We start from the raw sequence: 13,111 nt of genomic DNA, 5'->3' as shown, positions 1-13,111 counted from the left end.
TTGAATTTCCTCAACTGAGCGGCAGCCTTTCGCCAGTTCCTTCGCTAATGAAGAAGAGTTTCGCATAAAATGATCATCCTCCCTTGTTGGTAAGTTTAACCATTTACACGAAACTCTTTACATTCTCAAAAGATGACCCCTATTCAATATAGGAATCATCTCTTAGTTGCTTAATCTCTTTTTTTATATTGTCCTTGACACGGGTGCCAGTTTATACGAAACCCTCCTTTTTAAAATAGGCAATCAGTTACAAATCCTTTAGTCCCTCAAATAGTAAAGCCACTGCCATTTGTTTTCTGTATTCAGCGCTGGCCCTAACATCACTGATGGGGCTAACCTGGTCTTTAATAAACTGTAACCTATGCCAAAGTTCTTTATTCGGCAACCTTTCCCCTTCTAGCATTGTTAATCTCTGGTACAACACCGTTGGGGCTAGCGAACCTAATGAAACCTCTACGCTGGTAAACACACCTCTTTCCAGCCTGACTTTCGCTGCGGCACTGGCTATTGAAATGGCCAGGGCGCTGCGGGCACCCAGTTTGGTAAAGAATGATTGCTCCCCCTCCACCAGTTTGGGGATGTTAATTTCAAAAATAAGTTCATCCGGTTTTATTACCGTTTTACCTGGGCCGGTGAAGCAGTCTCTGATGTTGACAGTTCTTTCACCGGTGGAACTAAGCAACTTGATATCTGCCCCCAACACCATTAGCGCCGGTAGCGTGTCCCCCGCCGGCGATGCGGTGCCGATATTGCCGCCGATGGTGCCACGGTTTCTGATTTGGGGCGACCCCACAGAAACAGCGGCTTGGGCCAGTGGTGGGGCATATTTATGTACTAGCTTAGATTCCGCCAGATCATGGTGGGTTGTTAGGGGGCCAATTGCCAGAGAATCTGCGGTTTCTTTAATATACCTTAAATCCCTAATGCCATAGGTATTACATACTTCTCTTTTTTTTAGTAACCCGTTCTTATACTTCATCACCACATCGGTGCCACCGGCTAAGATCAGCGACTCACCTCCGTAGCTTTGCAGGAAGTTTGTTACCTCAGCAATGCTTTTAGCAGAATATATATTCACACCTACTCCTCCTTTAAAGCCTTTACTGAAGCCTTTTCCACCGCATCAATAATCTTGGTGTAACCTGTGCAGCGGCATATATTGCCGGATAGTGCTTCTCTAATTATTTCTCTGGAGGGTTGTGGATTTTTATCCAATAGCGCTTTAGAAGATATAATCATTCCCGGCGTACAGTAACCACATTGGACAGCACCCACATCTACAAAAGCTTGCTGCAATTTATTGGCTTTTCTGTCGGATTCTAAACCTTCTATAGTAATAACATCTTGGCCATCTGCCTGGGCTGCCAATACCAAACAGGAATTAACCGGTTCGCCGTTTAATAGCACGGTACAAGCACCGCATTCACCCTTACCGCATCCCTCTTTAGTTCCCGTTAGCTGCAGGTGGTCTCTTAGTATTTCAATTAATGTGGTGGTAGCAGACACATTAACCGTTACCTCTTTGCCATTAACCCGCAGTTGATAATCCCTTTTCACTGCGAACACCTCCCATTGCTACAATTTATCAAATTTCTCTATAAAACTTCCGTCTGCAATATCTCGGAAGGCAACCAGATAGTAGTTATCTTTAACATAAACAACTGTAAAGTTCATCCGTTGCCCCGGCAGTCTGGCTGCCACTATGCACTCTACAGTGCCGGACTGTTTATCTTCACTGAGTTCCAGCTTATCCAAATACAGAAATAAAGGCGTGAGGTACGGATACGACCGTTCTTTGGCAAAGTTCCGCTCAAAACCCTGCTGATCAATTAACTCTTTAATATCAGGGGACAAGTATTTATAAACTTCAGCAGGATTATTATCATTTACCGCTTGAATAAAGCCTTCCACCTGCTTGATTGCGTTCTCCTCTGTCATTGGTTTTGGGCGTGCGTTACTAAATACGCTAACCACTAGCACCATTGCTATGGTGACGCTTAATATAATTAGCCCTTTTCGCACTAACGTTCACCTCTGTTATAGGGTAACGTAAATGCACTGGGAAAGTCCGCCTTTTTAGAAACACTGATTAACACCAAGATGGTTAAAACATAAGGGAGTGCCAATAAAAACTGGTGCGGTATCGGTACGCCCAATGCCTGTAATCTCAGTTGTAACGCACTGGCTAAACCAAACACAAAGGCTCCGCCAACCGCCCGATAGGGATTCCATCTGGCAAATATCACCACCGCCACTGCAATAAAACCTCTGCCGGCGCTCATTTGGTCTAAAAAAGTATTCATGTAGCCAATGGAAAGAAATGCTCCGCCTAAACCGGCAAAGGCTCCGCCGATAACCACACAAATATAACGTATTAAATAAACATTAATGCCTTTAGAGTCGGCAGCCTGGGGATGTTCCCCCACCGCCCGCACTTTAAGGCCAAAGGTTGTTCTCTTCAGGACAATGGCGCTAAGCACCACCAAGATAAAGGTAAGGTAAACTAAAATATTATGCTGGAACAACACCGGCCCCAAGATAGGAATGTTAGATAATACGGGTATTGATATGGCCTCAAAGGGCTCAATTGCAGGGGGCAACTTTTGAATGCCAAAAATTACTCTAAATAAGAAAGTGGATAAACCAGTCCCCAATATAGTTAGCGCCACACCGGCAATTACCTGGTCTGCCCTAATGGTCACACTTAAAACAGCCATGATAACTGAAAACAACATACCCACAACCACCGCCAGCGCTACACCAATCCAAAGGCTGCCTGTAAAAAATGCGCCCACAAAGCCGCCCAGCGCCCCCATTAGCATTATGCCTTCTAAACCTAGGTTGAGAATCCCGGCCCGTTGGGTAAATATCTCGCCGATTGCTGGCAGAAGAATTGGCACGCTCATTCTTACCGCGCCTGCTAACAAGCTTACCAAGAACCCTGTTGTCAATATTTGTTCTAGCACTGCTTATCCCTCCATCTCCTGTAAACAACTCGGCTGATAACAAAAATAATGGTCAACCCTAAAATAACATCCACTAAGGCAAAGGGTACGCCCTCCATGCGCTGCATAGTATTACCACCGGTAACCAATGCCGCAAAAAAGAACCCGGAAACAACTATCCCCCAGGGGTTTAAATTTGCCAGCAGCGCCACCACTATCGCCAAATTGCCAAATCCCCCAGAGACATTTTCCAATAAGCGATAATGAACGCCAAAGACCTCGGTCCACCCTGCCAATCCCGCTAAACCTGCAGAAATAAACATGGTGATAATAATTATTTTATTTACTTTTATCCCACTGTACCGGGCCACTTCGCGGCTTTGACCCACAACTTCTGTTTTAAAGCCCAGCGTTGTTCTCCAAAACATATAGACCCCCATCACCAGCACTAGGGCCACAAATAAGCCCATATGTAACCTGGTTCCCTCTAGCAGTATCGGTAACCTTAAACCTTCGTTGATCAGTTCTGTTTGGGGAAAACCATGCCCTTTGGGGTCCATCATTGGCCCTTTAACCAACCATTCAAGTAAATAAAGAGCAATATAGTTTAGCATTAGCGTAGTAATTACTTCATTGGCATTAAATTTAGCCTTAAAGAAACCGGCTATGCCACCCCAGCATGCCCCACCGATAAAGGCGGCAATCAGGGTGAGCGGCAATAACATCGCATTGGAAAGGGGGAATGTAAGGGCCACAAACACAGCAAATATTGCCCCCACGGTGAATTGCCCATCGCCCCCGATATTCCAAAGTTGCGCTTTAAAAGCAATGGAGATGCCTAAAGCTAAAATTATTAGCGGTATTGCCCTCACTACCGTTTCGGCAATGCGATGGTTGGAGCCAAAGGCCCCTTTAAAAAGACTGGCATAGGCTGCAATGGGGTTATTACCTGCTGCCTTCATCAGCAGCGCCCCCACCAAAAACGCCAACAACACGGCCACCAGAGGAGAAACAATGCCTTTAATACTATTCTGCAATATCTTTTTCACTTGCTGCTCCTCCTTTTACGCCGGCCATCATCAGTCCTATGTTTTCAATATCTATTTCATCTCGTCCCAATATACCCATGATTTTTCCTTCATATATAACTGCAATGCGGTCAGAAATTTGCATCAGTTCTTCCAAATCAGCAGAGATCAACAGTACTGCTACCCCCTGCTCCTTTTGATCAATCAGTCGCTGACGAACATACTCCGTTGCCCCAATATCAAGCCCCCGGGTGGGTTGGTTTGCTATTAACACCTTAGGGGCACAATTAATCTCTCTGCCTAAAATAATTTTTTGCTGATTACCGCCAGAAAGTTCCCTTACCTTGGCATCAATGGAGCTGGTTTTTACGCTATAATCTGCAACAATTTTCTCTGCGGTTTCCTTAATGGCTTTAAAGTTTAAAAAGCCGCCCTTTGAAAACTTACCAGTATCAAATTCTTTAAGGATACAATTTTTCATTACACTAAAATTCATCACCAGTCCGGTTTTATGCCTATCTTCCGGTATGTGGGCAACGCCGCTTTGAATGAACTCCTTGGGATTTTTACCTGTCATTGACTGTTCAGAAACCCAAATAGAGCCTTTGGTTGCAGGTCTGATACCCGTTATTACTTCGCATAATTCCTTTTGACCGTTGCCGTCCACACCGGCTATACCGAGAATTTCGTAATTATTTATCTCTAAATCAATACCTTGCAAAGCCGGTAAACCTTTGTCATTATTGGCCTGTAAATTTTCAATTTTAAGGATTGTTCTATCCGATTTAACCTCTGCCTTGGAAAATTGAAATAGCACTTCCCGGCCAACCATCATATTAGTTAGCTGTTGTTTGGTGGTTTCTTTAGCTTGCACGGTATCAACTAATTTGCCGTCTCTTAAAACTGATATCTCATCCCCTATTTCGAGAATCTCCTCCAATTTATGGGTGATAAAAATAACTGATTTACCACTATCCCGCATTAGGCGCAGTATTTGAAACAGATCCTGCACCTCCTGGGGAGTTAAAACTGCGGTGGGCTCGTCTAAAATCAGGATATCGGCCCCGCTATAAATTGCCGATAAAATCTCCACCCGCTGTTGTTCTCCCACCGAAAGCTGAGAAATCTTGGCGGTGGGTTCAATCTTGATTTTATATTTTTCACACAAATCCTCTATCTTCTTGGTGGCCGAATCTAAATCCAGCATACTTAATTTCCGGGTTTCCGGCCCCAAAACTATGTTTTCTATCACAGTAAAATTCTTCACCAGCATAAAGTGCTGGTGCACCATACCAATGCCAAGTTCTAACGCTTGGGACGGATTATCTATTTCTACTTTTTTACCCTTTACAAATATTTCGCCGGCGGTGGGTTTGTACAAACCGTAGAGCACGTTCATTAACGTTGTTTTACCGGCACCATTTTCGCCCAGCAACCCGTGAATTGAGCCTTTTTTAAGGTTTAAAGTCACATTTTCATTAGCAATGTTAGTGCCAAAGGTTTTGGTAATATCTTTTAAAGTAACAACTGCATCTGTCATACCTACAGCTCCTTAAAATGTGCGGGCCCGATAAAAATCGGGCCTTAATTTAACATTATTTATCAAAGTGAGGCATTTCCACAGTACCTGCTGCCAGGGCTTCCTCCACCTCTGCCAGCTTGTCCTTTACCTCTTGGGGTACATCGGCATCCTGCTCATAGAAAGGTGCTATGTTAATACCTTCGTTTTCTACTGTCAACCAGTAAAACTTATCTTCTCTGTTGGTATAATTGTCTTTTTGCACGTCTTCGATAATGTTTTTAATGATAGGAGCAAAATTATAAACCACACCGCTCAACACTGCATCTGGGGCCAGCACTTCTTGATCCGCTACGTTACCTAAAACAGTTTTACCCTTTTCTTTACCGGCATCCACTACGCCAAGACCGATGCCATCACCGGAGTGCCAAATGATGTCCACACCAGAATCGTACATCGAAATGGCGCCCTCTTTTGCCTTGGCAATGTCACGCCAGTCGCCAGTATATAATTCTTGAATTTCCAAATCTGCATTCACTTGTTTAGCAGCATACTTAAATGCTTCATGGCCACGGTAAATCTCTACCACATCAGCACCGCCCACAACACCAATTTTGTTAGTTTCTGTCATCATGCCGGCGATGGTACCCATTAAGTAGCCGCCCTCTTCTAACTTAATGTCGTAAACGCAAGTGTTGGGCAGAGTTTTGTAGCCTGTACCAAGGGCAAAATTCACATCGGGAAACTCCGTTGCCACTTTAATAATTGGCTCCATGAACTGGAAGCCATGGCCAAAGATCAAGTCGTAACCCTCAGAGGCAAAGTCCCGCAGTGCCGGTTCAATGTCTGCCACTTCATATACTTCCTCTACATAATTGACTTCAATTTGATCGCCCAGTTCTTCCTCTACTGCCTTCATGCCTTCATACATGGCTTGGTTAAAGGAAACATCGTCAACTTTTCCTGGTAGCAGTAGCGCTACCTTTAGCTTTTCTTCTCCGGAGGTTTCGCCGCCGGTGGAAGCATCTTGGCCGCCACAACCAACGGCGATGGCACCAACCATAATCACTAAAGCGATTAATACCCAAATGGATTTTTTCATTTAATCATTTCTCCTCTTATTTTAGTTATAGAATTATTGCCACTACCATCAGCTAATGTACTGATTAATCACCCCGCTTTTTTGTAACTGGTTTACAATTTCCTCTCTGGAAATAGGCAGTTGGTTGATAACCAGATCCCACTTATCAGTTAAACAACCAGTTATCGCCGGAGTTACCGCCACTGTTCCCACCTCTGCCGCGCCCTTAGCTCCAAAGGGCCCGGTATGCTCGTAGGCATCCACCGTTAGGCTTTTTATGTCACATACATCCTTTGCCGTTGGCAGTAGGTAAGTGCTAAAATCCTTCTGTCTCAAAACACCCTGATCAAAAACCATGTTTTCCATTAAAGCATAGCCAATGCCTTGCACTACTCCACCTTGGATCTGCCCGGCCAGTGAGCAAGGGTTAATTATTTTACCTGCTTCGGTAACTGCCACCATATCTAGCAGCTTAATTTCCCCGGTTAAGGGATTAAGGCGCAGCTTAACCAAGTTAACCAAAAAAGTGTACATAACGTGGGGCAATCCAATGCCGATATCCTTTCTGGAGGATTCGGGAAAAGTGGCTTGACCGGTGCCAACATGGCCACCCTTTGTTGTTAAATCTTTGGCTGCTTCAATGATGGCATTGCCTGTTATGTAAGTAGATCTGGAAGCAGCGGTGGAGCCACAATCATAGGTGTTATCGGTATCGGCTGAAACAATTTTAATTTTGTCGATGGTAACTCCCAACGCTTGGGCAGCAATTTGGGTAAAACCGGTCAAATTACCTTGACCAATTTCCACCGTGCCCACCTTAACTATGTATTGGTCATTTTTCTTTTCAATTTCCACTTTGGCGTTATCCGGTATGCCGGCGCCCATGCCGCAACTTAAAAAGCCCGCTGCCATGCCGTAGGCCACACATGGGTCGCTGTTATTGCTTTTTTCTTGCCAAAGGGATGACTTTTTGGCCATCTTCAAGGCTTCCTTGAGCCCCACCGAATGCTCCATGGTTTGGCCAAAGGGCCCCTCTGCACCCACTTCCAACGCGTTCTTTAACCTGATATCTATCGGATCGATACCCAGTTGCTTTGCGGCCCGGTTTATCAAACTTTCGGTGGCAAACAGTACCTGGGGCGCCCCAAAACCTCGCATGGCACTGGCTGGGGGTTTGTTGGTATATACCAAATAGCCATCCAACTTTACGTTTTCAATTTGGTATGGCCCGTGGAAATGTTCAATTCCCAAACCCAACACCGCCGGACCCAGCGCTGCATAGGCACCGGTATCAAAATACACTGTGCCGGCAAAGGCTTTTATCTTGCCATCCGGTGCAAAACCCATTTTTACCTTAACCTTTGCTGGGTGACGTTTATATGAAGTAATTAACGATTCTTCACGACTAAAGGTTAATTTAGCCGGGCGTCCGGTTAACAGCGTTGCCAAAGCAAGATATATCTGCACGGTGACGCCATCCTTGCCACCAAATCCACCACCGGTTAGTAAAGCCTTTACAGTAACCCGCTCCAAAGGAATGTCCAGGGTTTCACAAATCTCCCGCCGGTCGTGAAAGGGGTTTTGAGTGCCAGCTAACACAGTCAGTTTGCCATTATCATCTATATAGGAAACCCCCGCTTCCGGTTCCATATAGGCATGGTCCACCATCGGCACTGTAAAGGTATCGGATAAAACCAGTGCTGAATCTGCAAACCCTTTAGCAATGTCTGCCTTCTCATAATTTATCTGTTGCAGCAAATTGCCATCGGGGTGGAGTTTTATTGCGTTTTCATTTAGCGCCTCTTCGGGATCATGCACCAGCGGTAATGATTGGTAATCAATCTTAATTTTTTTAGCAACGGCTTCTGCCAACTCTTTAGTTGGTGCCGCCACCATGGCCACCGGTTCGCCATAAAACCGCACCACTTGATGGCAAAATACTGGTTGATCTTTGATGATATTACCAAAGCGGTTCTTTTTAACGTCTACCGCTGTAAAAACGTAAACGCCATCAATCTCCTGGGCAGCGGTGGTATCTATAGCTTTAATGATTCCATGGGGGCACTCCGCCCGCACCAACTTTAAATAAAGCATGTCTGGCAAATAAATATCACTGGGGTATTTCAACTTACCGGTGGCCTTATCCCAACCGTCAACACGATTTATAGATGTGCCCACTATCTCCTTCATGTCATCTCCCCCTATTCCACTATCAGAGGAATTACTTTATGTCCCCGCACATCTATCAAACCCTTATCTGTTAGGCCCAATTCCGGCACTGTGGGCAGTGAGATAAAGGATAACGTCATAAACGGTGCCGGCAGTTCACAGCCTAAAGCCTTAGCTTCACCATTTAGGCGTTCCATGATGGCTAACACCTCTTCGGCTGATAAGTTGCTCATTAAGCCGGCAATGGGTAATGGGAATACATCCACCACTTGTCCTTGGTTGGCCACAACCAATCCACCACCGTGTTTTTCTATCTCTTTAGCGGCCGCATACATATCTTGATCGTTGCAACCCACTGTGACGATGTTATGGTGATCATGGGATACCGATATGGCCAGCGCACCTTGCTTTAAGCCAAAACCTTTGACGAAAGCAACCCCAACATCACCATTTTTGCCATAGCGTTCCACCACTGCCAGCTTTAAAATATCCCTTGTTGGGTCTGGAACCACACAGTTATTTTGCACCGGTAGTACTTCTTCGGTGGCGTAATTAATTATTTGATCGGTGTAAATGTTTATTGTTTTAACCTTACATTCCGTTCCCTGATAGTGAACTACAAATTGTTGAGGATTAAAATCAGGCGACAGTATGACAGTATTATTTAAAAACTCCGGATAACTGTCTAAAGGTACATTTTGCAGTAATTTGCCTGCTTCACTAACTAGGTTTCCTTCTTTAAATACAGCTGTGGGTTGAATGTTATCCAGTTCTTTGGTCAGAATGATATCTGCCAGTCTGCCGGGGGTGATTGATCCCAGCATATGATCCATGCGAAAATGCCTGGCGCAGTTGAGAGTAGCAATTTTAATCGCTTTGATCGGGTTTAGCCCAAGGGTGATGGCCTTATTAACGTTGTAGTTGATATGCCCCTCTTTACTGATATCGTTGGCATGCTTGTCGTCGGTACAGAAAATCAGATACTCGGTGTTTAGTTGGTTGTCCACCACACCTTTAACCAGCTTTTCTACGTTGCGCTCGGTGCTGCCCTCTCTAATCATCACGGTTATTCCCAGGGCTACCCTCTCCAACAACTCTTCATATTCAACGCATTCGTGGTCATCGTTAAGACCGGCGGTGGCGTAAACGTTTAATTCATCCCAGGTCAATCCAATGGCATGCCCATTGGCCACTTTACCATGCTTTTGAGCACTTAAAACCTTTTGCAGGTACTCTTCCTTTAGATTTAAAATTTTGGAGGGATCAAGCTCACCCAGACTAACTGCCACATCTTCTTGTAAAAGTTCCTCAACTTCCGCCAGGCCTAAAACTCCACCCGTTGTCTCTAAACCAGGGGCGGTAGGCACCCTGGAAGGCACCTCCAGATAAATACGGTAAGGCAGGCGATCGTTACTGCTAAGCAGTGCCCGCAGTCCATCCACACCGGCAACATTGGCAATTTCCATGGCATCAACAAACATGGTGGTGGTACCATGGGGAACAATCAGAGATGCCAGCGCCTCCGGGGTAAGCAAGGTCGGTTCAATATGAACGTGGGCATCCATTAATCCGGGGATGGCATATTGTCCCTGGGCATCGTAAACCTTTTCGGCAGTTAATTGTTGCTGTGGGTTTAAGGCAACTACTTTTCCATTTTTAATGGCAATGGAGCCTTCAATAATCTGTTCAGTGTAAACATTAACTATCTTTACGTTGGTAATTAGCAAATCTACTGCAACCTTTCCTTGGGCTGCTTGTAACTGAACCACTAAGTCGTCAATATTTAATGTCATTGTGCATCCTCCCGTTGCATGTTTAAGTATGTAAAACAACTAATTAAACAACAAAAAAACCTAGAAATCTCCCACAAGATCTCTAGGTTTAGTGACAAAAGTATACAAATACCCATAACAACCTATACCCCTAAAAAGCATAGAGGTATATGAAGCATCACCATCCATAGTAGAATAATTTGCGGTTATTCTGTAGAGACTCCCAGACCATATTACCGGGATTATATGAGACACTCTAAAATACTATTAGATTTTTAATTTTCGACAATTTAATTGTAATATAACACAATTATGGAGTTATTTCAATTTATTTCTACATATTTCGTACAATATTTTATAAACTTCGTAACAATCTTGTACATCCCATAGAAACCGGATAACGAAGAAATCTTTACGATATACACAAAAATGCGCCAGACCGATTAAGCGGTTAGTGGCGCATTTCCGGTTATCATCAGATAATAAAGGGGCTTGACCCTTGTCCCGAATTTAGTATAACACAATTATATATTCTTTAGTTAAAGCCTCACGCACGGACCGTGGCTGGTGGCGATGAACTTAGGGTGCATGCATGTCTGACATTCACTGCCTCTTTGTGCACATGCTATTCTTTTAAATACTGAACCAAAACCTCCACGCAAAGTAGAACCTTTATATGGTGGTAAATATAATCCTTCTTCTCCTGTTTTCAACAAAACATCAAATTTAGCAAAATTAAAGTTCTCAAACATATTTTCAGGTCCTCCCGCATTGGTTATTTTTACCATTATTTCCATTTTCGTCATGGAGCAACAAATTCCTTTATATCTCACAAAATCTATACATAATTATAAAGACATTATAAGACTACTGTTTGTCGCCAACGTAAAAAAAAATTTTAAATGCTATTGCATTAGGCATTTACAAATACGCACATTGTTACCCATCACTAATTACTCACCTTCCGCAGCAACACACCCCAACACATCTTCCAGCCTCATAAAACATTTCTCCCATGTGTTGTGCTTTATAATATACCCAGAAGCACCTGCATACCGTATCTTAACTCCGTCCTCTAGCAAAAACCACACCCGCCATTTTAATTGAGAAGGGGCGCCAAAAGTCAATTCGATTTTCTGCAGCAAATCAGCGTAAAATATAATCCAAGGTACTTAGCCGAAGCATCAATGCGATATTTTGCATCCAGCACCAAGTGTAGCTTATGCCATTTAGGGTCATCTAAGGTATGCAATTAACCCAGGTATATTATCATCCTTAGTCCAACTTCTTTTGCTTTTAGCCATTAGGCTACCTCCTGTTACCCGCTTCAGTTTGTATTTGACTTACATTTGTGTTCTACATATGTTTATATGTTCCTTTAAAATGATCAGGTGATTAGTAAAGCAAAAAAGGTATCTGGATAGATTAAGTATAACTAGTTAATAAGTTTAACATAAATATGCAGAGGAGGAATAACCATTGACCGATTGTATCTTTTGCCATCCCCCGGAAACTGAAATTATAGCCGAAAACAAACTCGCCAGAGCTTTTTACGATAAATTTCCAATTAACTACGGTCATGTTCTAATAGTGCCAAAAAGACACATAGAAACACTTTTTGATGCCAACAAAGAAGAGCTGGCAGCTATCAACCAGTTGCTGTTTAAGGCTAAAGAAGTACTGGCTGAAAAATTTAACCCCGATGGCTACAACATCGAGGTGAATGTCGGCTGGGCAGGTGGACAAACTATATTCCACTTACGCTATCGTTTAATACCAAGGTTTAAAGGCGACGTCGCCGACCCCAGGGGTGGCATCAGAAAAATTAAAAAGAGCGTTGTACCCTACGCTGCTGAAGGAGAATAAGAGATATTTTAGATGTTGTGCGTGCCTTGGCTGCGAACCTGCATAATCTTAGTTTGGAGGATATTGATAATATTCGTTTCAAAAAAGAGCTGAAACGTGGTGGCTTTCAGGATGGGGGGATTTTGGAGAAGGTGGTTAGGTAACAGTAAATAAATGTGGTATATGTTGGCAACAGGAGTTGGTTTTGGCACACTCCTGTCACCAACACATATAAAATTGTTAAAGATAGTCCATAACAAATACAAAAAGTTGTGAACATCAACTAATTAATTCTCTTTGCAATAATATAATTCACTGCATGTTTGTGCGGTATATTAGCCGAATTACAATCAATAATTCGTTCCTCGCACAGAGTAATTTCCCAATCATGGTAATATCTGGCCAAGTCGCCAGACATATAGAAGAGCTCATTTCTTTGCCAGTCCGGCGCTACCTTAATAAAAGGCTTTTCTACAAAGACCAGATGTGCATTTATTCCGCCAATGCATGTTTGCCGTTTATATTTTTCGAAATGCTTTTGCCTTTGTTCGGGTTTATCATTATGGGAATCCATTGAACGCTGGTTGTTCCAAAATCTATTAATTTCAACTAACAGTTGATTTTTTGTCCCTAGGCTGTGGCAGGGTTGTGACTGTGGATTGGCAAATGTTCGACACGCCGATGGGACCGGCACGCTGGGGGTTAGTGGCTAAAAAACAATATTAAAAAATTCACCCCATAATATGGAAAGT

General features: G+C 43.6%; 11 protein-coding genes and 1 riboswitch. Of the genes, 1 reads left to right on the top strand and 10 read right to left on the bottom strand.

What is annotated here, in order from left to right; translation table 11 throughout:
- Positions 1-247: 247 nt before the first annotated feature.
- The 10 genes from V6C27_06135 to V6C27_06090 all read right to left on the bottom strand — a co-directional run bounded on the left by V6C27_06135 (position 248) and on the right by V6C27_06090 (position 11,311).
- Entirely contained in the window at positions 248-1,078 is an 831-nt protein-coding gene (locus V6C27_06135; GenBank protein MEG6616007.1) for an FAD binding domain-containing protein, read from the bottom strand.
- Positions 1,079-1,080: 2 nt separating this feature from the next.
- Entirely contained in the window at positions 1,081-1,557 is a 477-nt protein-coding gene (locus V6C27_06130; protein MEG6616006.1) for a (2Fe-2S)-binding protein, read from the bottom strand.
- Positions 1,558-1,575: 18 nt separating this feature from the next.
- Positions 1,576-1,938, bottom strand: a complete 363-nt coding sequence (locus tag V6C27_06125; GenBank protein ID MEG6616005.1) for a hypothetical protein — start codon at positions 1,936-1,938, stop codon at positions 1,576-1,578.
- Positions 1,939-2,021: 83 nt separating this feature from the next.
- Positions 2,022-2,966, bottom strand: coding sequence for an ABC transporter permease (locus V6C27_06120; protein ID MEG6616004.1), 945 nt, complete (start codon positions 2,964-2,966; stop codon positions 2,022-2,024).
- Positions 2,960-3,994 (bottom strand): ABC transporter permease, encoded by a 1,035-nt coding sequence (locus tag V6C27_06115; protein MEG6616003.1) that lies wholly within the window; start codon positions 3,992-3,994, stop codon positions 2,960-2,962. The genes V6C27_06120 and V6C27_06115 overlap by 7 nt, the downstream gene beginning before the upstream one ends.
- Complete coding sequence (locus V6C27_06110; protein MEG6616002.1) at positions 3,972-5,513, bottom strand: ABC transporter ATP-binding protein; 1,542 nt, start codon at positions 5,511-5,513, stop codon at positions 3,972-3,974. Before V6C27_06110 ends, V6C27_06115 begins: the two co-directional genes overlap by 23 nt.
- A 55-nt stretch (positions 5,514-5,568) precedes the next feature.
- Positions 5,569-6,594: a BMP family protein gene (locus V6C27_06105; GenBank protein MEG6616001.1), complete on the bottom strand. Its 1,026-nt coding sequence runs from the start codon at positions 6,592-6,594 to the stop codon at positions 5,569-5,571.
- Positions 6,595-6,642: 48 nt separating this feature from the next.
- The gene (locus tag V6C27_06100) at positions 6,643-8,763 is read right to left on the bottom strand and encodes a xanthine dehydrogenase family protein molybdopterin-binding subunit (GenBank protein ID MEG6616000.1); all 2,121 of its coding nucleotides are present in this window, start codon (positions 8,761-8,763) and stop codon (positions 6,643-6,645) included.
- A gap of 11 nt (positions 8,764-8,774) precedes the next feature.
- Positions 8,775-10,535, bottom strand: a complete 1,761-nt coding sequence (gene ade / locus V6C27_06095; protein ID MEG6615999.1) for an adenine deaminase — start codon at positions 10,533-10,535, stop codon at positions 8,775-8,777.
- Positions 10,536-10,682: 147 nt separating this feature from the next.
- Positions 10,683-10,784, bottom strand: a riboswitch (purine riboswitch).
- 269 nt (positions 10,785-11,053) lie between these two features.
- Positions 11,054-11,311, bottom strand: a complete 258-nt coding sequence (locus V6C27_06090) for a hypothetical protein (GenBank protein ID MEG6615998.1) — start codon at positions 11,309-11,311, stop codon at positions 11,054-11,056.
- Between the two features lie 682 nt (positions 11,312-11,993).
- On the opposite strand from V6C27_06090, the gene V6C27_06085 reads away from it, so the two are divergent.
- Entirely contained in the window at positions 11,994-12,380 is a 387-nt protein-coding gene (locus V6C27_06085; protein MEG6615997.1) for an HIT family protein, read from the top strand.
- Positions 12,381-13,111 lie beyond the last annotated feature (731 nt).

The sequence above is a fragment of the Peptococcaceae bacterium 1198_IL3148 genome, assembly GCA_036763105.1.
Classification (GTDB): Bacteria; Bacillota; Desulfotomaculia; order Desulfotomaculales; family Desulfohalotomaculaceae; genus JBAIYS01.
Note: the sequence above shows the minus strand (reverse complement) of the source record. Positions and strands in the feature narration are given on the sequence as shown.